The organism is Psychroserpens luteus (genome assembly GCF_015319355.1).
Classification (GTDB): domain Bacteria; phylum Bacteroidota; class Bacteroidia; order Flavobacteriales; family Flavobacteriaceae; genus Psychroserpens; species Psychroserpens luteus.
In genome coordinates this window covers 283,112-308,171 of sequence record NZ_JADILU010000005.1, presented here as the reverse complement: position 1 = coordinate 308,171, position 25,060 = coordinate 283,112, and the positions used below count along the sequence as shown (strand labels likewise).

At 33.6% G+C, this 25,060-nt stretch carries 15 protein-coding genes; 7 read left to right on the top strand and 8 right to left on the bottom strand.

The window, feature by feature from the left end:
* Positions 1-22: 22 nt before the first annotated feature.
* Entirely contained in the window at positions 23-5,041 is a 5,019-nt protein-coding gene (locus tag IM744_RS20845; RefSeq protein WP_194508653.1) for a T9SS type B sorting domain-containing protein, read from the top strand.
* A gap of 115 nt (positions 5,042-5,156) precedes the next feature.
* Here IM744_RS20845 and IM744_RS13395 read toward each other — a convergent pair whose 3' ends face one another.
* The 3 genes from IM744_RS13395 to IM744_RS13385 form a co-directional block, all read right to left on the bottom strand.
* Entirely contained in the window at positions 5,157-5,468 is a 312-nt protein-coding gene (locus IM744_RS13395; RefSeq protein WP_194508652.1) for an antibiotic biosynthesis monooxygenase family protein, read from the bottom strand.
* Positions 5,465-6,154: a hypothetical protein gene (locus IM744_RS13390; protein ID WP_194508651.1), complete on the bottom strand. Its 690-nt coding sequence runs from the start codon at positions 6,152-6,154 to the stop codon at positions 5,465-5,467. Before IM744_RS13390 ends, IM744_RS13395 begins: the two co-directional genes overlap by 4 nt.
* A gap of 335 nt (positions 6,155-6,489) precedes the next feature.
* Entirely contained in the window at positions 6,490-12,084 is a 5,595-nt protein-coding gene (locus IM744_RS13385; RefSeq protein WP_194508650.1) for an alpha-2-macroglobulin family protein, read from the bottom strand.
* Positions 12,085-12,447: 363 nt separating this feature from the next.
* Here IM744_RS13385 and amaB point away from each other — a divergent pair, with 363 nt between their 5' ends.
* From amaB to IM744_RS13365, 4 genes are all read left to right on the top strand, one after another.
* Positions 12,448-14,001, top strand: coding sequence for an L-piperidine-6-carboxylate dehydrogenase (gene amaB, locus IM744_RS13380; RefSeq protein WP_194508649.1), 1,554 nt, complete (start codon positions 12,448-12,450; stop codon positions 13,999-14,001).
* 79 nt (positions 14,002-14,080) lie between these two features.
* Entirely contained in the window at positions 14,081-15,808 is a 1,728-nt protein-coding gene (locus tag IM744_RS13375; RefSeq protein WP_194508648.1) for a T9SS type A sorting domain-containing protein, read from the top strand.
* 185 nt (positions 15,809-15,993) lie between these two features.
* Positions 15,994-17,361 (top strand): DUF1800 domain-containing protein, encoded by a 1,368-nt coding sequence (locus IM744_RS13370; protein ID WP_194508647.1) that lies wholly within the window; start codon positions 15,994-15,996, stop codon positions 17,359-17,361.
* A gap of 9 nt (positions 17,362-17,370) precedes the next feature.
* Positions 17,371-18,561, top strand: coding sequence for a DUF1501 domain-containing protein (locus IM744_RS13365; protein WP_194508646.1), 1,191 nt, complete (start codon positions 17,371-17,373; stop codon positions 18,559-18,561).
* A 417-nt stretch (positions 18,562-18,978) separates the two neighbouring features.
* Here the strand turns inward: IM744_RS13365 and IM744_RS13360 are convergent, their stop codons facing one another.
* From IM744_RS13360 to IM744_RS13340, 5 genes are all read right to left on the bottom strand, one after another.
* Complete coding sequence (locus tag IM744_RS13360; protein ID WP_194508645.1) at positions 18,979-20,112, bottom strand: ATP-binding protein; 1,134 nt, start codon at positions 20,110-20,112, stop codon at positions 18,979-18,981.
* Positions 20,113-20,140: 28 nt separating this feature from the next.
* A complete protein-coding gene (locus IM744_RS13355) occupies positions 20,141-20,869 on the bottom strand; it encodes a phosphodiester glycosidase family protein (RefSeq protein WP_194508644.1) in 729 nt (242 codons plus the stop codon).
* A 1-nt stretch (position 20,870) separates the two neighbouring features.
* Complete coding sequence (locus IM744_RS13350; protein ID WP_241738330.1) at positions 20,871-21,500, bottom strand: HD domain-containing protein; 630 nt, start codon at positions 21,498-21,500, stop codon at positions 20,871-20,873.
* On the bottom strand, positions 21,497-22,249 hold the full coding sequence (locus IM744_RS13345; RefSeq protein WP_194508643.1) for an SDR family NAD(P)-dependent oxidoreductase: 753 nt from the start codon (positions 22,247-22,249) through the stop codon (positions 21,497-21,499). The genes IM744_RS13350 and IM744_RS13345 overlap by 4 nt, the downstream gene beginning before the upstream one ends.
* A gap of 80 nt (positions 22,250-22,329) precedes the next feature.
* Positions 22,330-23,193 (bottom strand): aldo/keto reductase, encoded by an 864-nt coding sequence (locus tag IM744_RS13340; protein ID WP_317175394.1) that lies wholly within the window; start codon positions 23,191-23,193, stop codon positions 22,330-22,332.
* Between the two features lie 104 nt (positions 23,194-23,297).
* On the opposite strand from IM744_RS13340, the gene IM744_RS13335 reads away from it, so the two are divergent.
* Positions 23,298-23,870: a DUF4382 domain-containing protein gene (locus tag IM744_RS13335; protein ID WP_194508642.1), complete on the top strand. Its 573-nt coding sequence runs from the start codon at positions 23,298-23,300 to the stop codon at positions 23,868-23,870.
* A 166-nt stretch (positions 23,871-24,036) separates the two neighbouring features.
* Positions 24,037-25,038 carry an AAA family ATPase gene (locus IM744_RS13330; RefSeq protein WP_194508641.1) on the top strand — a complete coding sequence of 334 codons (1,002 nt, stop codon included), beginning with the start codon at positions 24,037-24,039 and terminating at the stop codon, positions 25,036-25,038.
* The last annotated feature ends 22 nt before the right edge of the window (positions 25,039-25,060 follow it).

Genomic DNA, 25,060 nt, shown 5'->3' with positions numbered 1-25,060 from the left:
CAAATAACCATTCCTGTTTAACGTGAAAAAATGCTTCATTTGTATTAAAGTTATCTTAATTTTTAGCTTGTTTTTTTCTTCGGAAAATGTATTTGCTCAATTAGGTTTTTGTCAAGGTAATTCTGGTGATCCAATTTTCTTAGAAACCTTTGGAACAGGTACTACAGATTCTCCTTTACCAGCAGGAACTACAACATATAATTACGCAAATGGAGGCGAGCCTATTGATGGTAGATACACTGTAAGTAGTAACACCAATTACTTTGATTGGTTCAGCGTTCAAGATCATACACCTGACGATACTAATGGGAGAATGCTTGTGGTTAATTCTGCTTCTGCTTCTGGAGAATTTTATAGAACAACTGTTAGTGGTTTATGTGAAAATACATCTTACGAGTTTTCGTCTTGGATTGTAAATTTAACACCTGCTAATGGTTTTTGTGGAGCTGGAGCAATTCCAGTTAATGTAAGGTTTGAAATTTGGGATAATACAGATACTAATTTATTAGCATCTGGAGATACAGGAAATATTGGTAGTACATTTTCACCTAATTGGCAACAATATGCGCTGGTTTTTCAAACGATTGTTGGTCAAACGTCTGTAATTTTAAAAATGATAAATAATGGTTCTGGAGGTTGTGGGAATGATTTAGCTATAGATGATATTGTGTTTAAAAGTTGTGGTGATTTTATTGAAGTAATAAATACTGATTCTAATGATGGTGTTGCCTTATGCAGTAGTTCTACACCTTATGATACAATATTAACAGCGACACCAGATAATATAGTATTTAGCAGTCACTTCTATCAATGGCAAGAAAGTTTTGATAATATGTCTTGGACTGATCTTTCAGGCGAAACAAACGAAACTTTAACTGTCTCTAGTGTTACAACAACAACTTATTATAGGGCTAAAGTAGCAGAATTTGCTACTAATTTGAATAATAACGATTGTAATACGTTTTCAAATGTTTTTGAAATTATTATCACTCAAGCACCAACAGAACCTACTATAGAATGTTGGGAAACAGCAACAATTAATGATGTCACATGCGATTGGGAAATTACAGGTACTCAGCCAACTCAACCTACAGGACTAGAATGCTGGGAGGTGACAAATTTTAATACAGTGACTTGCAGTTGGGATATTACAGGCACACAACCAGTGCAACCTACTATTGAGTGCTGGGAAACAGTAACTTTTAATAATTCAACATGTTTGTGGGAAGTGTCAGGAACACAACCAACTCAACCAACAGGATTAGAATGTTGGGAAACCACTAGTTTTAATACTGTAACATGTAGTTGGGATATTACAGGTACACAACTAGTGCAACCTACTATTGAGTGCTGGGAAATAGCAACATTTAATACTATAACATGTGATTGGGATGTTACAGGTACTCAACCAACTCAACCTACTATTGAGTGCTGGGAAACAGTAACTTTTAATAATACAACGTGTAGTTGGGACGTTACAGGGACACAACCTCTAGAGCCAACTGGGCTTGAATGTTGGGAAACGACAACCTTTAATGATATCACTTGTACTTGGGATATTTCAGGAACAGAACCACTAGCAGCCAACACACCAACACCATTAGAGTATTGCGATCCAGACAGTGATGGATTTGGAGTGTTTACTTTAACAGATCTAGATAATGGAATCACAGGAGGCGATCCAAGTTTATCTGTTAGCTACCATGAGACGATGGCAGATGCCGATAATGATGTCAACCCATTATTAAGTCCTTACAATAATATTGTAGAAGACATGCAAACGATTTATGTACGTGTAGACAGTGCAACGGTAGTCATAGATTGTGCAACAACATTAGAACTTATTTTAATCGTCAACCCAACGCCACAATTAGGCGCAGGACCAACCGCATTAGAAGTTTGTGATGATTTATCAGCAGACGGTATAGCTCAATTTGACTTGACCAGTAAAAACGCAGAGATCCTTCAAAACTTAGCAGACCCAACCTCATATACGGTAAGTTATTATGCAGATGAGACCAATGCAGGTTTACCAAGTAATCCAATCGCAAATCCAGCCAACTACACCAATACCGAAGCATTCAATCAAATACTTTGGGTACGAGTAGAAGATAATGCAACAGGATGTTACAAGCTCACCACGTTAGAACTCATCGTCAATGCGCTACCCGTACTCGTACAACCAGCACCATTAGAATTATGTGATGACAATAATCCAGGTGATGAGATGGAATCGTTCATCCTAGAAGACGCAACCGATGAGATCTTAAACGGGCAAACAGGCATCAGTTTAACATACTTCGAGACGCAAGCAGATGCGAATACGAACTATAACCCGATCACAAGTCCATACATAAATACAGTTAATCCACAAACAATATTCGTCGTGGCAACTAACGATGTGACAGGCTGTTCAGTAAGCACAACTGCAACCATCTTATTAAGAGTCAATCCAATTCCATCACCAACCACACCAACAGATTTAGAAGAATGTGATGGAGATAACGATGGTTTTGCAAGTTTCGATTTAGAAGAACGAACGCTAGAAATTATAGGAGGCGAATTAAATACAGCAGTAACCTATCACGAAACGCTGGAAGATGCTAATATGGGAGACAATCCACTAGCAAGTCCATACACGAACATCGTGATTAACGAGCAAACCATTTACATCAGACTCACCAACACGATAACAGGATGTTATAATGCTTCGGAAACTTTAACGATTCGCGTACTAGAATCGCCAGAAGTACCCGTAACACTAGATGACTATGTAATCTGTGATACCAATGCAGATGGGATAGCACAATTTGATTTGACAACCAAAGATGCAGAAATCTTAGGGACACAAACTGATGTAACCCTAACTTATCATGTAACTATATTAGATGCACAATCAGGAGCAAATCCAATAGCCAACGTAGGTAACTATACCAATACCAGTAATCCACAAATCATCTATGTAAGACTGGTAAGCAATACCAATGGTTGTGTCGATACAGGACTATTTGAACTTAGCGTAGAATTACCACCAGTAGCAGTGCAACCAACACCATTACAATTGTGTGATGATGACGTTGCAGATGAAATCACAGTCTTTGATTTAACCGTAAAAGACAATGAGATCACAGGAGGTGAAGGCAGTTGGAGTGTGAGTTACTATGAAACTCAAGATGATGCTAATGCACAAGACAATGCAGTAGACGCAGAAGCGTATACCAATACAGCCATAGGAATAGCACCAGCCAATCCACAAACCTTATATGTAGTGGTAACCGATACCGATACAGGATGTACAGATCAAGTCACCCTTACGATAAGAGTCTTGCCAAATCCAACACCAACAACAGTACTTCCAGATTTGATTCTCTGTGATGATATCAATCCAGGAGATATGGAAGAGGCGTTTGATTTGACTACAGACGAAGTTTTATTACTCAACGGAGAAACAGGTGTCACACCAACTTACCATGAAACATTTGAAGATGCAGAAGATGGCGTGAATGCTATAGTAGATCCAACAATGTACACTAACATCAGTACACCACAAGTGATTTATGTAAGAGTGACCAATGACATCACACAATGTTATACGATTGTAAACTTTACTATCATCGTTAACCCATTACCAGATGTTATTGCAGTTATAGATTTTATAGCTTGTGAATTAAACAACGATGGCTTCTACGATTTTGATTTAACGATGAAAGATGCTGAAGTCTTAAACGGACAAGATGCAACGTTATTCACAGTTACTTATCACGTGAACCAAGAAGATGCGGACGATTTGATGAATGCGCTAGTCAGTCCATATACCAATGTGACCAATCCACAACAGATTTTTGTAGCCATTACCAATAATGATACAGGCTGTTCTATTAGCACACCAAGCTTTAATATAGAAGTACAAGAAGCAGCCGAAGCTAATAGTGATTTGGAAGCGATATTGTATGAGATTTGTGATGATGAGATGGATGATGATAATGATCCAGCCAATAACAGCGCACAGTTTGATTTAACACCAGTTACAGACCTAGTAGATTTAGATCTGGATAGTGTTCAAGCACAAGTGTTAGATGGTCAAGATCCAGCAAACTATAGCATCAGCTATTATGAAACAGAAGTCGATGCAGAATTAGGTGTTAACCCATTACCATTCTTATATGAGAATTTAGTCAACCCACAAATTATTTGGGCAAGAGTAGATAATGACACACTAGATGTAGCAGGTATGGATACCTCAATCTGTTATGCAGTAGCACCATTAACATTAGAAGTGAATCCGTTACCCGTATTTGATTTAGAAGATAGCTATATCTTATGTGTGGGACTTAATGGTTCAGAAGTCTTAAACCCATTAGTCTTAGACACAGGATTAAGTACACCAACTTATACTTTTGAATGGTTATTTAATGGTACACCAATTGCAGGCGCAACTAACGGAAGTTATATGCCAACCGAAGGCGGAACATACACCGTAAACGTTACCGATGTAACGAGCTCACCAAACACAATGTGTGTAGGAACAGATGAGACAGAAGTTGTAGAAAGCGCACCACCAACGGTAGTAGCTACAGTAACTACAGATGCCTTTGCAGATACACACGTTATAGAAGTGACCGTAGATGGAATAGGCGTATATGAGTACAGCTTAGATAATGGTCCATGGCAAGAAGAGCCAATATTTGTAGATGTATCTTTAGGAGAACATGTTGTGACAGTAAGAGACATCAATGGATGTGGAGAAGGATATGGTGAAGTTACAGTGATGGATTACCCAAAATTCTTCACACCAAATGGAGATGGTTATAATGATACATGGAACATTAGTGCAATAAATGATCAACCAAACGCAAAAATTTATATATTTGACAGATACGGAAAGTTACTCAAACAACTCAGTCCTACAGGAGCAGGTTGGAATGGTACCTACAATGGTAACCAACTGCCAACAAGCGACTACTGGTTTGTAGTAGAGTATAATGAACCTAATACAAGTGACCGTAAAGAATTTAAAGCCCATTTTACTTTGAAGAGGTAATTATTAAATAAACTATATTAATAAGGCAATGTCATTAACGTAGTCTTTTTTTTTGAGTATACCTTGTATTCTATTGATATGTAAGATTTAGGTTAACTTTAGAACTATAAGTAAATTAAGAGTTAAATTCATATTCTCGTTCCACTTTACATATCCTCACTTTGTACCAATTATACCAATTTTCATGTCCTTTTTGTTGAGCAATTAAATGATCGGTTTGTTGTTTCCAGTTTTTGATATCGTCAAGACTTTCCCAATAACTTACGGTAATCCCAACTTCGTTTCTGGTACTTTCAATACCTAAAAAGCCTTTTTGTTGTTTGGCTAAATTTTCCATTTGGTTGGACATTTCGGTATAACCTTTAACGTCTTCAGTTTGCGTTGAGGTGAAAATTACTGCGTAATATGGTGTATAATCTTTAATCATAATACGATACTCTTTTTAAAGTTTTTTGCACTGTATATATTATAAATCCCAACAATAAAAAATAAGATTATATTTAAAATGAATATTACAGATAATTCTGTGTCATCACTTATATAACCATCAATTCCATAAGATAATGAAATACCATATAAGAATTGAAGCATTGTAACCAAAACAACGAACCAACCTAGATTAGCACTTTTTGGCTTTAAACTAGAAAAGATATGTGCAGCTATTGGTAGCAAAATAGATAGATAGCCATGAAATATTTCACTTTCATAATCACCATACCATGTTCCATTATAAGAATGATAATTAAGTTGTGCACTACAAAACAGAATAACAACAATAAAAACTCTCACTATTATATAAGAAGCCTTTTTCTGTAGTTCAAATTTATATTTAGAGTGATTATTATATATGAGTATATAAAGAAAAAACATAGACCAGATAGTTATCATAAGTCCTGAAGTGCCACCATAATCTTTACCATCTAAATACATTGGGATAACAGAGCCTAAATAACAAATTCCAAAAAATAGAATTCCAATATTAACGATCTTATTATACTTGGTTTTGAGTTGTCTAGCCTCTTCAAAAAACATAAGTGTTATTAAAAGTGTGTAGAAGCATACTCTAAATAATAGTCCAAATGCAAATATGATATGGTCTGGTAGGTAGTTCAACTGTCTATCTTCTTTTTGGTTTTTGTTTACCGTTATACTTTTCTCACCCTTCCGATTTCAAAAGCTTTACTGCTTTTTGAAACCACCTTCCCTTAAAAAAAGGGAAGGAATTATTAATGATATTTTTTATTTAAGTTTCTAACTTTTTAAAAACCTAACTATTTAATTCTCCTCCTTTTTTAAGGAGGAGAGGATTTGGTTTCAGAAAAGAAACCAAAGACGAGGTGGTTTCTTATTCTTCCAATTTTCTCATTTCTTCGATTATGAGATTCCTGCTTTACTCATAATTTCATGTTTTTTTTGAATTCGTGAATCTTCGATTTCGCAGGAATTAGTTATTTCACAACCTCAATCCAACGTCCTTTATTTCTCACAAAGAAATCATTATCATACATCGCTTCTGCTTGTGTTCCTGGTAGATAATAGGTTCCTAGGTAAGCTGCATTGAGCATGACAGTAAATACTTTTTCTCCACCATTATTTCTACTGTTTTTATTACCTATATCGAAATAGAAATTCACACGATCATCACGAATATCTGTATAACGAGCTTGACTAGTTGTGGTATCTCCAAAATCTGTAAAACGCGTGTTCACAATCTCCCAACCTGAAGGGAAAATCTGTGTTAATGCTACATCATACAATCGACTATCAGATGTATTACTCACAGTAATTCTTGCTACGATGTCTTGACCTTGCTGTAGTTTTTTAACATCCAAACGGTTCCCATTTAGATCTTGATAAATAACTGAGACATTCAATCCACGTTGCTCAACCAACTCTTCACCCAATGGTAGTTGACCAGAATTTAAAACCCTTACATATACTAAATTACCAATATTGTTTTCTAGTTTTAAAGCATTTGAGCCATCTTTAACTGCAAGTTCTCTTTGTGCAATGGTACTCTTTGTGCTTATCGTTTCGGTTTTACCATTAAAGGTGTAACTCAAATTCATGTCTTTTCCACCATTAGCTTCAACTAATTTTGCCATAGCCAATAAACTGTATGCTGTTGTTTGTGTACTCATCCATTGATTACTTGATAAATCTTTGGCAATTTGCTCTGCCAACTCACGAGCTTTTGGGTTTTTAGTGATGATCATCGTCTCCAAAGCCATGGCTCTATTTCGATCAACAGATCCATAAGTATAGTAGTTATACTTTTGAGGTTTGAAATTTATATTGGCTCTGGTTGATAATTTTTCACTCGCTTCTTTTTGTCCAGCTAATGCATAAGCAGCAGCTAAACGCCATTTTGCTTCATTTGAAATTTCGCTAAACTCTCTAAGTCTATTCATCGATGCTAAATCTGCACTTCCAGCTAATGCTAACGTGTACAATCTATAGGCCTGAGCTAAATCTGAATTATAATTTCTATAACTAGGTCTCCAATCTCTTGCTGCTTGTTTTTGGTAGCGCAACCAGTTGCTTTTGAATGTCAATGGTAACACAAACCCTTTCTTTTCAGCTTCTATCATGAAGTGTCCTGCGTAACTTGATCCCCAATCATTGGCAGTATTTTCGCCAATCCAGTAACTCATGCCACCATTTGGTCTTTGGAAATTACCTAAACGTTTGATTCCGTTTTCTATGTTGGATTGAATTTCCTGCTTCTTTTCATATTTTAAATCGAAGATGTCACTTAAATATAACTGCGGAAATACGCCAGACGTCGTTTGTTCTAAACAACCATGAGGATAGCGAATCAAATACTGCAATCGCTTAGAGAAATCCATTGGCGGAAGCGTTGAAAACTCTACAATAGCCTTATTAGTTCCTGGAACGCCAAAGGTTGAAAACTCTAATGTTTCCGAAGCATTAGCCTCCAATTTCCCATTTTCGTATTTTGATGTTATTGGGTTAGGATTCGTCACATCAAGTTCTACTTTGTAAGTCGATTTTTCACCATTTCCAGTCGCGATAACTTCAACAGTATTAATGCCTTTTGCTTTTGAAACATCCAATTCAAAAAATACCATTTGCTCATCTGGTTTAGCGAATGTCAATTTCTGCGTAGCATTGCCAACAACCGAAATTCCATCACTCAACTTCAAGCTCAAACTCACATTTTTCACATTAGGTTCCATAGCAAATACGGTTACAGGAAGGGTTACTTTTTCTCCCGGACTTAATTTCCTAGGCAGCGTTGCCAACACCATTAAAGGCTTTTTAACCTCTACAGATTTGTCTGTGCTACCGTAAGCTTCGGTTTCGTTATTTCCTGCAACAACCATAGTTCGTACTGCTCCAATATAATTTGGGAGTTTGATTTTATGTGCTTTATTTTGACCTGCTTTTAATTCAAAAGGGCCTAAATAAGTGACTACAGGCTTAAAACGATTTGCTTTTTTATTCTTTCCTTTTGCAGCACTTCCATCACCACCAATGGCAAATACTTGATCAATACTACCAGAATATGCTCCAATAACATCATCAAAAATATCCCAAGTTTTTACACCAAGCGCTTCACGAGAATAGAACTCAGACCATGCATTTGGTGTTTTAAATCGTGTTAAATCTAATAAGCCTTCTTCAACCATCGCAATAGTATAGGTCATTGCTTTGTTGTTTTTTTCTGAAACAAAAACTTCAAATTCTTGTTCTGGACGTAAGACGCTTGCCATGCGTAATTCTGGCTCTAGAATCGTTTTTGGATCTTCAACCAAAATTGGAATTACACCATACAAACGGATTGGTAAATCATTACTTGTAATCGCATGAGGTTGCAATAAAGAGATATTGACAAATACGTTTGGCGCCATTTCTGAAGTCACAGGTATCTCAACCGTTGTTTCTCCTTTTTTGGTTTTTACCCATTTGTAATCTATCACATCAGATCCATTTTCTATACTTACCAAAGCACGACCTTCACTACCTGATGGGAATTTAATTTTAGCAGTTTCTCCAACCATATACTTATCCTTGTCACTAGCAAACACCAACATTTTAGCAGCTTCTTTGTCATCACCTGTTGACATACCAGACCAGTTTTTGTAGAAATAAGCTGTACGTCCAGTTGCATGACCACTTACAGGATCATAAATTCTAATTAAATAACGTCCTCTATCATTTTCAGGAATTTTGAGTGTAAATGTTGTTTTACCATTTGCTCCTGTAGACGCTTTTTGATCTAAAACTGGTCTGTGGTAACTACTAGACACGTAATTTGATAAATTGTCGTAAGAGGAGTTCCACCACCAACGCCATTCTACTTTGTACACTTTAATTTCAAGGTTATCTCGTTTTACAGGTTTTCCATCTTTATCTACAACTGCTAAGTCAAAGGTTTGATTAGTATCTGTAAAATAAGAGCCATAATAATTGCCTTTTGGAGATTTTAAACCAACATAAGACTCAAAAGGGGAATACTGTTTTGTAAACGCATCGAGCGAAAAATCACCTCCATTTTCAAAAGCTCTCACTAAAAATTGTGCGTTTAGCATTCCTGGTGCATTTTTACCAATATCTAGTTTTGTATTGATTGTTGCTTTTCCTTCTGTATCAAGATTGCCTTCAAACACATTGAGTTCTTCAGTATTAAATTGACGCGTAGGATCATTAAATACGTAGCCTTTATAGTTTTTAAAGTTGGTGTATGATGCACTGAATTTTGCTTTAACTTCTGCCTTAATACTCTTTGCAGGAGCTCCATGTAGCCATTTGACATCAAGTGTTCCGTCAAGAGGTTCTTCGCTAGAAAGAATCTCATTATCAAAATCAATTTTTATTTTTAATCGATTAGGTTTTACAGTTTCTACTTTAAGCGCTTTATAAAATTGTGCGCCTCCAACAGATACTTTTGCATTGTAGTTTCCTGTTTTTCCTTCTGCGGAAGTTGGTACAACAAACTTGTAAAAGTTATTGACGTTATCTGTAGTGACGTTTTTATAAACCAATTTTCCGTTAGGATCTGTAACTTCCATTTTTACTGGATGTCCTTTTGGAAGCTCGTTAGCTTTGTCATTCAGCATAAAAGTTAAAAATAAAGAATCTCCTGGACGCCAAACTCCTCGTTCTCCGTAGATGTAGCCTTTTAATCCGCGTTGTAATTTATTTCCGGAGACATCAAACTTACTTAGAGACAGAGAATTTCCGTCGGTAAGTCTCATATAACTTGTATTATTCCCTTTGGTTACAATAGCAAACGATGCATATTTATTAGCTTCATAAGTTGTTAGACCTTCACTATTGGTGAAAACTGAACCAATTTCTTGTTGTTGAAAGTTGAATAATTTGACATTAGCATTCGCCTCTGGATTTGTACTTAAAATGTCTGTTACTGCAAAATAGTATGTGTTATCTGCACCTTGTTTAGCGATGACGCCTAAATTTGATGCCAGTAAATTTTGGGCTACTATTTTGTTGTCATCATAATAAGCATCGTCACATGGGTTGTCACGTTGTCTCCAATTGTAACTGTAACTTCGGTATCTGTAGGTGCGATTATCCCAATATTCTTCCTCTTTTAGATCTTCATCTTCTGTGGAGGTTTCAGTATAATCACCATCATAATAGTAATCTTCTTCGTAGTAATAATTATCGTATTCGTCATCTTCATTTAGCGATCCATTTGGATTTTCTTCGCAGTCATACAGAGAATAATTCTTATTGTAGTCAATTTCTATACGATAGATTGCTCCAGCATCTGCCTTGAAAAATTTAGATAAATCTATGCTGTAGGCTTTCCATTTTCCAGAGTTTTCTGCTGCAGATTGTAGTTGAATCGTTTGTTTTGCAATACGACGACCAACACGTTTGATTTCATTTTTATTATTGCTATTTAAAGGATTGTCTTGTAAAAACTGTAAGACGTTATCTTCAAATATTTTTATCACTCTAACATCAACAGCACTTAAATTAACAGCTTCAAAATTGAACTTGAGATCATTAGAATTTGGTAGAATTGTCCCATTACTAATAAGACGAACCATAGGTTTTATTTCTTCAAATGAGATTGCTTCAGAAAATGGCTGCTTCAACTTATAACCGTCTTCATTTTTTATCCCTTGAAATACATCAACCTGAATATTTCCAACCAACTTAGTATCTGGATACACTTTTAAAACGTTACCAATAACTACGAATTTTGGTTTCTTTACACCTTGAATAGTCACTAAACCATCAAAATTTTGATTGTTTTTTATAGGATCAGAAAAGTTAATATATAAAAACTGTTCTGGTGTTTTATAAGGTTCAACATTGACAATTTTAAAGTTATTTATACCTGGTATCTGGATTTTGTTTTCACCAACATTATCTGATTTTATAACTTTACCATTCCATTTTATTAGAATTTCAGAATCTTCAACCAAACGATTAATACTGTCAATTCTAAAATCGAATTGCCTTGAAATTTCGTCAATTTCATTGAATTCTAGTTTTAGTTTCTTTCCATTTTGAGAAGCTTCAATAAGTGCTTTTGCATCTTTTAGAGAAACCACATCAGCAGATTTTATAACAGCTTCGAGATATTGCCACTTTTTGCTATACGATTGTAACGCATTAGTATTGATACTAAAATTTGGAGTAATCGTTTTAAACTGAAACACATAATCCTCATAGTCCTTAGGCATGTTTTTGTAAATCTGGTCTAATTTTACTTTCGCAGTATACTCAGTTGCTGGCTCAAGGTTTTCGTCAGGCGTGAAAATTAAAGTATGCTTATTTAAGACGGTTAATTTTCCATCAGCATGAGGAGAAAGGCTTACAAGATCTCCTTCTAATTCTTGACCTTGTTCCCATGTCTCAACATCTGTTGCAAGGTTAATTTTAATAGGATCTGCAACCGATTGAAAACCAGAAGACGTATAACTTATATAGTCTCTATATTTGAACAGGTTATCTGTTTCTTGTGTAATAGTATCTTTCTTTTTACAAGAAAATAGGATAGTTAAACAGAAAATGATGATGGAAAGTTGCTTTAGTTTCATGGTGAAAAGTGTTTAATCGTCAATGATTTCGACTATTCAAAATTAAGATTTTAATGGTGGATTATGAGCTGAAAAGACGATTCGTTGCTTATAAAATAGAATGTGTTGCTATTTTTATAGAATTCGTTTTTTCTTCGGAAAAATCTAGTTCGAAAGTATTGGTCTAACCATTTAAGATTTTTAATAGCAACACAACAGTAAAAATATAAGTAGAAAGGCAATAAAAAGGAAGATATCTTAATTCTGATGTAGCATTTTTAAGTGCTTTAAAGTTACAGTATTCGTAAGGTTGCAACCGCAAAAAATGATAAATTATTAGTAACTTTGCATGATAATTTAATAAATCATAAAATTTAATCATATATGGAAGCAATTGCTACCGATTTCGGAATAAAAGACGCTTTACAACAATTAGGTGTAAAGGATATAAATGACGGAACATCTACAGGTTCAAACAATTTTTCTAACGGAGAAATTATAGAATCTTATTCTCCTGTTGATGGTCAATTAATAGGAAAAGTAAAAACGACTACAAGAGCAGATTACGATAAGGTAATGGATGCTGCAACAAAAGCATTTTTGTCTTGGAGAGATATGCCAGCACCACAACGTGGAGAAATTGTACGTCAGTTTGGAAACAAACTAAGAGATTTAAAAGAGCCTTTAGGGAAATTGGTGTCTTATGAAATGGGTAAATCTTTGCAAGAAGGTTACGGTGAAGTTCAAGAGATGATTGACATCTGTGATTTTGCAGTTGGTTTATCTAGACAGTTGAACGGACAAACAATACCATCAGAAAGACCAGGTCATGTCATGAGAGAACAATGGCATCCAATTGGAGTTGTTGGGATTATATCAGCATTTAATTTTCCAGTAGCAGTTTGGGCTTGGAATACAGCTTTAGCTTGGATATGTGGTGATGTTTGTGTTTGGAAAGCTTCAGAAAAAGCACCTTTATGCTCAATAGCTTGTCAAAATATTATTGCAGGAATTTTAAAAGAAAATAACTTACCAGAAGGAATCTCTTCTATTATTAATGGAGATTACAAAGTAGGTGAAATGATGACAACAGATTCTAGAATTCCTCTAGTTTCTGCAACTGGTTCTACAAGAATGGGAAGAATAGTTGGCGTAACTGTTGCAGAGCGTTTTGGGAAATCTTTGTTAGAATTAGGAGGAAACAACGCAATAATTATCACGCCTACTGCAGATTTAAAAGTAGTGGTTCCTGGTGCTGTTTTTGGTGCTGTTGGAACTTGTGGACAACGTTGTACTTCAACAAGAAGACTAATCATTCACGAATCTGTTTATGATAAAGTAAGAGATGCTATAGTTGGTGCTTACGGTCAATTAACTATTGGTAATCCTTTAGATGAGAAGAATCATATTGGACCATTAATTGATAAAGATTCAGTAAACACATATTTAGCAGCTATTGAAAAAGCAAAAGCTGAAGGTGGAAATGTATTAGTTGATGGTGGTGTTTTAGAAGGTAAAGGTTACGAAAGTGGTTGCTACGTAAAACCAGCAATTATTGAAGCAGAAAATCATTTTGAGATCGTACAGCATGAAACATTTGCTCCAATTTTATATTTAATGAAATATTCTGGAGAAGTAGAAAATGCTATTGCAAAACAAAATGGTGTTGTACAAGGGTTATCTTCTGCTATTATGACAAACGAATTGAAAGAGGCAGAGAAATTTTTATCTTATGCTGGTTCAGATTGTGGTATCGCAAATGTAAACATTGGTACTTCTGGTGCAGAGATTGGTGGTGCTTTTGGAGGAGAAAAAGAAACTGGTGGTGGACGAGAGTCTGGATCTGATGCTTGGAAAGTATACATGAGAAGACAAACAAATACAGTTAACTATTCTGATGAGTTACCTTTAGCACAAGGGATTAAGTTTGACTTGTAGAAAAATAAATTAAAATAATCTTAAAAGCCACTTGATATTCAAGTGGCTTTTCTATTTTTAATATATTAAACACCTACTTATGCATAAAAAAATAGTCTTTTTCACTTCATTTTTTGTTTTTACAATACTACATTCTCAAAGTTTTTTACCTTTAAATGAAATGGTTTTTCAAACGTTGACGGTTTCAAATTCAGATGTTGGTGACTATGATAATGATGGTGATTTAGATATTATTATAATGGGTAGAAACTCAGGAATGCATTATACTTTGATTTATAATAATGATGGTTTGGGTAACTTCACATTGAGTCCAATAGCACTTCAGGATAGTTATAGAAATGGAGAAGTACAATTTATTGACTATGACAACGATAATGACTTAGATATTTTTATTTCAGGACTCGTCCAATCTGGAGACTATAAATCTCGATTGTATCAAAATATTGCAAATATCTTTACTGAAGTTCCGTTTGTCTTTGGTGGTAATATTATAAATAATCAATTTGATTGGGGAGATTTAGATATGGATGGTGATTTGGATTTGCTTTTAACAGGAGCGTCTTCTGCCTATCTATACAGAAATGATGGTAATAACAGTTTCACCTCTTTGAGTCATACTTTTTCATCTACAAATCAAGGAAAGATTTTAATAGGAGATTTAGATAATGATGGAGATAATGATATTGTAGCAGCTGGTCTAGGCTCTAGTGGCTTAGATATCTATAAAAATAATGGCAATTTTAGTTTTAGTTTAGAATTAAGTTTAGAGAACTTTTTTAATGGTGATATGGAGCTGAGAGATTGTGATGGAAATGGATTAATAGACATCATAAAAAATGGAAATGTTGGAAGTAGTAATAGTTCTAGAATGTATTTTAATAATGGTGGTTTCTCATTTTCAGAAAACACCTCTACAGTTTTTACCTCTGTAGGAGATAATTCTAATTTTGTTTCAGCAGATTACACTGGAAATGGAGAGTTAGATTTTTTGATTATTGGAAGGATTTCACCTTATACAGAGCTTAATTTTTCAGCGTCTATATTTGAAAACAGTGGTAGTTTGACATTTACAGAAAACATGAATCTAGGTGTTGTAGGGAACTCATTTGATGATATTGAAATTGGAGATTTTGACAACGATAAAGACATAGATTTATTTGTTCTAAGGAGTGATATGTCAAGTACATATATGAATCAATCAAGTATTCAAAATACAGCTCCTAATCCTCCTGCAAATCTTTCATCTAGTGTTACAGATTCTATTGTAGTTTTGAATTGGAGTTCTTCTACAGATGGAGAATCACCACAAAAACAGCTAACGTTTAATATTTATGTAGGAACAGCTCCAGGAATAACTAATGTTGTTAGCCCAATGTCTGATTTGAACACAGGATACAGAAAAGTTGTTGGCATAGGCAATTATCAGTACAAAAACCAAGCTACTTTAAAAGACCTTCCTAACGGAACTTATTATTGGGCTGTGCAGTCTATTGATAATCAATATGAAGGTTCGGTTTTTTCAACAGAACAAACATTTACTATTGATAATCTTGGATTAGAAGAATTTGATACTAAAATATCGGTTCAATATTATCCTAATCCTGTTAGTGATCAATTAATAATTTCATCGAATCATTCTATTGAAAAAGTTATAATAAGTTCAACCCTTGGAGAAAAGTTGAACACTATTTTAATTAATGAATTAACAGACTTTAAGATTGATTTTACTAATTACGATTCAGGTATTTATTTTGTCTCTTTACATTCGAGTCAAGGTGAAGAAATTATAAAAATTGTTAAACAATAACGATTCAATAATCTTCAGCATGTGAAGTCTTATTCATAATAGATTTTTAATCATAAAATGATAGCCACATCAATTGATGTGGTTTTTTTGGTTAAAAGAACTAGTTGATTTTAAATAAATATAACGTTTAAACGTTAAATAGATAGCCTATTAAACCATTTGCATTTCTTACAGTCATATAATACATGAACACGAAACATATTCTTCATCTATACGCCAGAGCAGGTTTTGGTGCAACCCAAAGTGATTTGGAGCGTTTTGCAGATATAAATGTAACCCAAGTTGTAGAAGCGTTGTTTGATACTTCAAAAGCGATGAAACCCTTAGAAGTTGATGTTTCCGAATTTAAAAACATTAATAGAAAGGATTTAGATGAAGAGGTTATTCAAGAACTTCGTAAAAAGAGTAGAAATAAAATAAAAACATTTAACATCAAATGGATTGAACGTTTGGAGTCTTCTCAAGAGATGCTTCGTGAGAAAATGACTTTATTTTGGGCGAATCATTTTGTATGTAAAGACGATAATATTCTGTTTGTACAACAGTATAATAATACACTTAGAGCAAATGCCTTGGGCGATTTTGGTGATTTTATAAAAGCTATTTCTAAGGAAGCTGCTATGATAAAATACCTTAATAATAAGCAAAATAAAAAATTGCGACCTAATGAGAATTTTGCACGAGAACTCATGGAATTATTTATGTTGGGAGTTGGTAATTATACCGAAACAGATATAAAAGAAAGTGCTCGTGCCTTTACAGGTTATAATAATGATCTCAACGGAAATTTTAAAATGCGAGTTTTTCAACATGATAATGATGAGAAGGTTTTCTTCGGAAAAACGGGAAATTTCAATGGAGAAGACATCATAAATATCATACTAGAACAAAAACAATGTGCACGTTTTATCTGCGGAAAAATCTACAAGTATTTCGTAAATGAGACAATTAATAAAGACGATGTAGAAGAATTAACAGTTCTTTTTTATAAAGATTATGATATCGAAAATTTGATGCGATATATCTTTAATTCAGATTGGTTTTATTCCGAAGAAAACATAGGAAACAAAATAAAATCTCCAATAGAATTGCTAGTCGGTATGAACAAAATTGTACCAATGACTTTTAAAAAACAAAAAGATGTTTTTAAAGTTCAGAAGTTACTTGGACAAATTTTATTAAACCCACCAAATGTTGCAGGATGGAAAGGTGGAAAAAACTGGATTGACAGCAATACAATTATGCTAAGATTGAAATTACCATCTATATTATTGGGAAATGCTCAAATTTCGGTAAAACCAAAAGGAGAATTTGAAGATACTTATGAAGAATTTTATGCTAAAGGAAAGCGCAAGAAAATACTTGATGTATCTGCCAATTGGAAAGCTTTTGAAAAACAGTTTCAAAATGCTTCAATTAAAAATTTAAGAGAGCAACTTATCATTGCGCAATTAAGTGATGGGACGCAAACCTATTTAGATACACTTAGTCAATCGTCAAAACGAGAGTACTGCATCCAGTTGATGTCATTACCAGAATATCAAATGTGTTAATCGTATAATATGGACAGAAGACATTTTTTAAAACAATCTACATTGGCGAGCAGTTTAATTTTTGTTCCCAGTTTTGTTAAGGCATTTGAAAACATATCGCCAAAAAGTTTAGGATATAAACGCTTGGTGATGATTCAGCTTTCTGGAGGAAATGATGGACTAAATACCATTGTGCCTTTCAATAATGATGAGTATTATCGTAGCAGGCCTAAGATTGCAATTTCTAAAAATGATGTGCTAAAAGCGACAGGTGATTTAGGGTTTCATTCTAATTTACTTCCGCTTAAAAAATTATATGACGATGGACATTTAACCGTCATCAATAATGTAGGTTATCCAAATCCAAATCGTTCTCATTTTAGAGCGACAGATATTTGGCAAACTGCAAGTGACTCTAATGAATATTTACAAGAAGGTTGGATTGGACGTTATTTGGATCATTACGGAAATGAGCCTTACAACGCTATTGAGACAGATGATAGTTTATCATTAGCTCTAAAGGGAAAAAAACTCAACGGAATTGCTACAAAAAACCCTGAAATTTTATTTAAAACATCTCAAGATCCATACTTCAAAAATGTGCTCAAACATTACCAAGATGAACATTTGAGTGAGCATAATTTGGGGTATTTATATAAAACAATGATAGCTGCAGAGTCGTCTGCTAAATATATTTATGAGAAACATAAAACAGCAAAAAGTCAGCAAGACTATCCTAATAACGAGTTTTCAAATCAATTAAAAACAACTGCAAAATTGATTAATTCTGGTTTAGAAACAAGAATTTTTTATTCATCACTTGGAGGATTTGATACTCATGCAGGGCAAATCAATAGTCAAGGTCGTTTACTAAAAATGTATGCAGAAGGCGTAGAAGCTTTTGTTAATGATTTAAAAACTCAAGGTACTTTTAATGATACATTAATTGTGACATTTTCTGAGTTTGGTAGACGTGTAAAGCAAAATGCAGCTAATGGTACAGACCATGGCTCAGCGAGTAATGTATTTATTATAGGCAATCAATTAAAAAAGCAAGGGTTTTATAATGATTTGGCTAGTCTCTCAAACCTAGATGATAATGGTGATTTAAAGTATGACGTAGACTTTAGGTCAATCTACGCTGCTGTGTTATCAAATTGGTTAGCGGTAGAAGATGAGCGTATTTTAAACAAATCATTTTCAAAATTAAATTTTATCTAAAATGCGTTCAAAAAAAAACCTTACTCCATTCACAACGTGGTGAAAGAAATAAGGTAGTTTGTAATTGATTAATAGCAGTGCTAAAATCGTAAAAATATAGACTACTATTCAAAAAAAACTATAAGTGGTCAAAAAAACTGTATGAATGGTAAATTTCACTCGTATAGAGTGTTACGAGAATCTTGTTTTATAAATAAACATGAAATTTTTGTTAATAAATGTACTGGTTCGAAGATTGTTACTATTATCTTAAAAGACAAAAACCTTATTTCGTTTTCGACAAGTCGATTAGAAATAAGGTTATGTGTAATTGATTAATAGCAATGCTAATTACGTGAAAATTAAAGTGTTTGTAGAATAATTACTACAAATAGCAAAAAAAGAGGCATGAACGGTAATTTATGCAAAATACTCCGATTAACTGTACTTGATTTTTCTTAAAATTCGAGTTGCTTCTTGGTAAGACTTGTAAACGAGTGGACTATGATTTTTTAGATATGGTTTTGCTTCGTTTAGTTTTTCAATAGCATCGTGAAATAAGTTGAGGTAACATATAAGGTATGTTGCAGGTAGATTTTTTAAATCTAGCAATTCGTTTTTATTGAGACTTAAACCTTTTTTTAATTTTTCTAATAAAGCATTGTTTGCATTATAAATATGGTGTAATATTTTTTTATCGAACTGAGGAGGCTCAAATAATAAATTGGTTTCAATATTATAATGTGCATTATCCTCAAAATGAATAATGATCTCTTCTAGTCTATAATATTTAGTTTGGTTTTGAAGTCCTAGGTTGACGTACTCAATAATTTTAAACGTGTTTTCATTGTACGATATTGAAACTTCATCAAAAGTTGAAAAGAATAAACGTACTTGCTCATTAATTAATTCTATATCTACTCTTGAGAAATAGGCATCATCTTTTACAACTTTCTTTTGACCAGACCAGCACAATACAAAGTACTCTTTAAAGACCTTGTATTGCGGATTGTAATCTTTACGCATATTCATAAAATCAAATACACCATCAAGCGTGTATTCAATGTTGTTTTGAGAATGAGATTCTATTGCTGCAACGATTTTAGAATTTACATCTTCAATTTCAATATCAAAAATTTTTGGCATGCTCATGCTTCCATCTCTTAAAAACACAGATCCACCATAATATTTCCATATATTTTTTCTGAGAGAAGTAATCTTACCGTTAGGTCTAATAGTTACTAGTCCAACGACTTTATCATCTGGCAAATGCGGAAACGGAATATTCTCATACTGCACAATTGGAGGATTAGTAAGATAGGCGTTGATGAGGTTTTGGATTTTACTGTCGTCAAAAAAGTTGACACCCATAATTTTATTATCTTTATCCTCTACACCAATAACGATAAAAGAGTTGTTTTTAGGATTACTATTTGAAAGAGCACAAACGTGTTTCAAAAATTTAGCTTTACCTTCTTTATGAGTAATATCGACTTTTCGTTTTTTATCATAAAAACTGTTCTCATCATTATGAGCGAGTAAGTTTTTGATAAGCAGTCGTTTATTGATCATAATATTTCCCGCTGAAGTTAGAGTATATTTAATTCAAATTTTTAGTTTCTCCAATGATAACTCCAAAATTTCCATCTAATTGTTTCCATTTTTTCTTCGGAAGGTAAGTTCTAGATACAAACCCATCAAGATACAAAGCATTTTGGCAACCTAGACTTTTAAAGAACTCTGCAAAGTCGTATAACGTAATAAGGTCTTTAGACATCGCAAATAAAAGCGTACCATTTGGTAAAATGCCAACGCCATTTCTTATATGTAAATTTTTAGAACCTTTTACAAAAACCGGATGAATCTCACCATCAATTACGAGCATTGGTCCAGATTGTGTTGCAAATGTGATATTAGAATTAAATTTAAAGTCTGTTGTTTTTGAAACAAAACCTTTATTATCTTTAGTTAGGTAGAAAATTCCGTTGGGTTGTAAATAAAAATTCCCATAAGCTTCTTTCGTGGTGTCGATTTGCTTTGTTGTAATTCCGTTTTCTATAAATAAACCTTGAGGAGAACCGTCTTTTAAATACATACCTCCATTCATAGCAAATACAAGTTCTTGATCTTTGTTTAATAGCTCTTGTTTTAAAGTTTTAAAATTTCCGAAGTTAATACTGTCCTCATTTTGATAATAAAGTTTTAGAGTCTGTTTTTGCAAATCAACAATATGAGACACAAAGCGATTGTCCTCAATTTTTTGAGCAGATGATGTGCATGAGATAATTAATAGAAATAGGCAAAGTATAGAGTTTGTAAATTGTTTCATTTTATAAAGTGCTAATTTCTCTTTCAATGTTTTGTCGTGCTTGAGTTTCAAATTTGTTTTGATATAGTTGCGTAAAATAAATAGACTCTCGTTCTAAGAAATGTTGCATCGCTTTTTTACGTCCTTTTTTGTACATAAAATCAGGATAAATGGCATATTCTTTTCTAATATTCTTAATGTAGGTTTGATATGCCTCCCAATTGGTTCCTAAAATGGATAGATCTATATCTAATAAGTATGCATTATCATGATTTTTATTTAAAATAACAGTGTGTTTTTCGGTTGATTTTATCAAATTGTCGACAATTTCTATGCGTTTTTTATCAAAATTGAATGATTTTAATCGATTTCGAGCAAATTCAGCGCTTTTTACTTCGTTATTCTTTTTGGTAGAATTATAAATAATATCATGATACCATATTGAAAATCTAAATGCATCATAATCATCAATGTCATTTACAATAGTTTCTGCTTGTTTTAGCATATTATAAATGTGAGTTAGATTATGATAATACCTTCCTTTTGAGGTATAGTACATTTCTATATCGTTCCAATATGTAGAAATGAGCTGTTGATCTCCAGTGTATTTTGAAGCAAGAGTCATCCATTCTTGTTTCAGCCAATGTATCATGACTCTTTATTTACAATCGTAGAAGTCGCTTGTGCAGTACAAAACATAAGTACATCTGCAATATTAACATGAGCAGGTCGTGAAATGGCAAACTGTATCATTTCTGCAATGTCCTCAGGTTGCAAAGCTTTATAACCTTTGTAAACATTGTCTGCAATTGGATCGCCTTTAAAACGGACTTTCGAAAATTCGGTTTCTACAAGACCAGGATTTATTGCTGTTACTTTTATTCCGAAGGGATTTAAATCAATCCGCATGCCTTCAGTAATCGCTAAAACTGCATGTTTACTTCCGCAGTACACATTTCCTTTTGGATACACTTCTTTTCCTGCAGAAGAACCAATGTTGATAATATGACCACTTTTTCGTGCTGTCATTTGTGGGATAATCGCTTTACTCACATACAATAATCCCTTTACATTGATATCCATCATAGCATCCCAATCGTCTAAATTTCCTGTTTGGATTGGGTCTAATCCATGAGCATTTCCTGCATTATTGATTAAAATGTCAATATTTTGAAATGCTTCAGGAAGTGATTCTATAGCTTCAAATGTTGCTTTTCGATCTCTTATATCAAAGTTGAGTGTATGCACATGGGTTTGTTTGCTTAATGCATCTTTTATAGTATCTAACCGTTCTTGACGCCTTCCGCAGAGAATCAAATTAATGCCATGGTTAGCAAATTCGTGTGCTGTTGCTCTACCAATTCCGCTTGTTGCTCCTGTTATTAGTGCTGTTTTTTTCATAATTCTATCATTCCTGAAAAGACAGGAATCTTTTTAGTTTAGTCTTGTTTTATTCATTTTGCATAAGTAGTGCAAACCGTTTAAGCTACTTCATGACCTTGACAAGCCTCTAATATTTTAAACCAATCTTCTAATTCTAGTTCAATATGTACAGCTTTTGCAGCATCAGTAATGCGTTTTTTTGTTGTAGTCCCAACCACTGGATGAATATGTGATGGATGTTTTAAAGTCCAAGCTAAAAGCAATTGGTCTTCTGTAACATTATATTTATCCAATAACTCTCCTAATTGCTTGTGAATTCGTCTGGTTTGTTCAGTATCTTCTCTAAATACGTTACCCAAAGGCGACCAAGCCATGGGTGTGATGTTTTTGGTTATCATATGGTCTAATGACCCATTGTGCATTGCTTTGTGTTGTGTGAGAGAAAATTCAATTTGGTTAACAGATATATCTATAGATTTTGAGATCAATTCTACCTGAGAAGGTGTAAAGTTAGACACACCAAAATCTCTTATCAGTCCTCTTTTTTTTAAGTTAGAAATTGCTTCTGTAATCTCATCTGGTTGCATTAATGGACTAGGTCTATGCAGGAGAAGTAAATCTAAATAGTCTGTTTTTAGCTTTTTTAAGGATTCTTCTGCAGACTTGATGATATAGTTGGTGTCATAATTATAATGTTTTACACTATTGCTTCTGTTTTTACTTATCAATTGAATACCACATTTACTAATGACTTGGATGTGGTCTCTTTTGATGCCACTTTCTGCGAAAGCGTCACCAAAATCAGTTTCTGTAGTATAATCACCATAAATATCTGCATGGTCAAATGTGGTCAGATTTTGTTCAATGCAATGTTGCATAAGGTCAATGATTTGGTTTTTTCGAAGTTTTTTACCCCAAACTCCCCATGTCATTGTACCTGCTATTAATCGAGAATATTTCACTTTTTTTTCAGTTTATAATGGTTTTTCTGCTATTCATGTATAAAAATAGTCAAATATTGAAGAATTGGATATCATTGTTACATATTAATTAATCGTCCCTTACTATGAAAACTTCTCGCAATTTTAAAATATTAGTTACAGGCTTATTAGCCTTATTTTTAGTGACTAGTTGTTCTAATGAGTTAGAAACTATAACATTTGAAAACAGTAGTTTGATAACAGTAAAACTTCAAGGAACTCCAAGTTCATTTAATAGAGCTAATTTAGAGGTCATTGATGTTCAGCTTCGTGTTTTAGAAGACGAATCAGACCCAAATGCTTGGGTGAGTTTAAATACGGTGAACACAGGAATTCATGATTTAACAAGAATTATAGATAATCAAGTGGTAACGTTAGTTGATTTTGAAGAAATTCCTTCAGAGTTTATCTACAATATTAAATTAGTATTTGGAGATCAAAATACAGTTGTAGAAAATGGACTGGAATATGTTTTAGATATTGCTTCAGAGTATGATAATGCTTCAGTAAATATTGTAGGAAAACAATTGATATCCAATAAGGTATATGATTTCGTGTTGGTTTTTGATACAGATAGATCTATTGAAATGTCTTCGGAAGGTACTGCAAATCTAAACCCAAAAATGTCTACTGAAATGAGACTTTTTAATCTTTACTAGAATACAATTTTACAGAGAAAATATCTTGAAATAAAAAGTTAAAGGCAACACACATCGTGTTGCCTTTAACTTTTAACCAAATGTTAACAGCAATTCAGCAAAAAATTTAACAATTTGCACTACTAAATTAAAAGGAGTTAATCACAGTATTTAAAACATATAAATAATGGAAGAAACTGGTACAATTGACATTAAAAGCATCAATGAGAAAATAGAAAAAGAAAGTGCTTTTGTTGATTTATTGATGATGGAAATGAATAAAGTCATCGTTGGTCAAAGACACATGGTAGAACGATTGCTTATTGGGCTTCTTGGTAGAGGACATATTTTACTTGAAGGTGTTCCAGGATTAGCAAAAACATTAGCAATTAATACACTGGCTCAAGCTGTTGATGGTAGTTTTAGTAGAATTCAATTTACACCAGATTTATTACCTGCAGATGTTGTTGGTACACTAATCTACAATATGAAGATTAATGACTTTTCAATTAAGAAAGGACCAATCTTTGCAAACTTTGTACTTGCAGATGAGATTAACAGAGCTCCAGCTAAAGTACAATCTGCTTTATTGGAAGCCATGCAAGAAAAACAAGTGACTATTGGTGATGAAACTTATATTTTAGACAAACCATTTTTAGTAATGGCAACTCAAAATCCAGTAGAACAAGAAGGAACATATCCATTACCAGAAGCACAAATTGACCGTTTTATGTTAAAAACGGTTATTGACTATCCTAAGAAAGATGAAGAGCAACTCATCATGAGAGCAAATCTTAAAGGTTCATGGGAAAAAGTGAATCCTGTAGTTTCTATTGCTCAAATTTTAAGAGCTCAAGAAGTTGCGAGAGAAGTTTATATGGATGAGAAAATTGAAAAATATATTCTCGATATTATTTTCGCGACTCGTTATCCAGAACAATATGGCTTACCAGATTTAAAACCATTAATTTCTTTTGGAGCATCACCTCGTGGAAGTATTAACCTGGCTACTGCTGCAAAATGTTACGCATTTATTAAGCGTCGTGGTTATGTAATACCTGAAGATGTTCGTGCTGTAGTTCATGATGTGTTAAGACACAGAATTGGGATTACTTACGAAGCAGAAGCAGAAAACGTAACGTCTGAAGATATCATTAATAAGATTGTAAACGAAATTGAAGTGCCATAGCATTGTCATTCCGTACTTGATG

Bases quoted from the DNA above. Each gene is read 5' to 3' on its own strand.
- IM744_RS13395 (WP_194508652.1), bottom strand. From the start codon at position 5,468: ATGATTAAAGATTATACACCATATTACGCAGTAATTTTCACCTCAACG.
- IM744_RS13385 (WP_194508650.1), bottom strand. From the start codon at position 12,084: ATGAAACTAAAGCAACTTTCCATCATCATTTTCTGTTTAACTATCCTA.
- amaB (WP_194508649.1), top strand. From the start codon at position 12,448: ATGGAAGCAATTGCTACCGATTTCGGAATAAAAGACGCTTTACAACAA.
- IM744_RS13375 (WP_194508648.1), top strand. From the start codon at position 14,081: ATGCATAAAAAAATAGTCTTTTTCACTTCATTTTTTGTTTTTACAATA.
- IM744_RS13370 (WP_194508647.1), top strand. From the start codon at position 15,994: ATGAACACGAAACATATTCTTCATCTATACGCCAGAGCAGGTTTTGGT.
- IM744_RS13365 (WP_194508646.1), top strand. From the start codon at position 17,371: ATGGACAGAAGACATTTTTTAAAACAATCTACATTGGCGAGCAGTTTA.
- IM744_RS13360 (WP_194508645.1), bottom strand. From the start codon at position 20,112: ATGATCAATAAACGACTGCTTATCAAAAACTTACTCGCTCATAATGAT.
- IM744_RS13355 (WP_194508644.1), bottom strand. From the start codon at position 20,869: ATGAAACAATTTACAAACTCTATACTTTGCCTATTTCTATTAATTATC.
- IM744_RS13350 (WP_241738330.1), bottom strand. From the start codon at position 21,500: ATGATACATTGGCTGAAACAAGAATGGATGACTCTTGCTTCAAAATAC.
- IM744_RS13345 (WP_194508643.1), bottom strand. From the start codon at position 22,249: ATGAAAAAAACAGCACTAATAACAGGAGCAACAAGCGGAATTGGTAGA.
- IM744_RS13335 (WP_194508642.1), top strand. From the start codon at position 23,298: ATGAAAACTTCTCGCAATTTTAAAATATTAGTTACAGGCTTATTAGCC.
- IM744_RS13330 (WP_194508641.1), top strand. From the start codon at position 24,037: ATGGAAGAAACTGGTACAATTGACATTAAAAGCATCAATGAGAAAATA.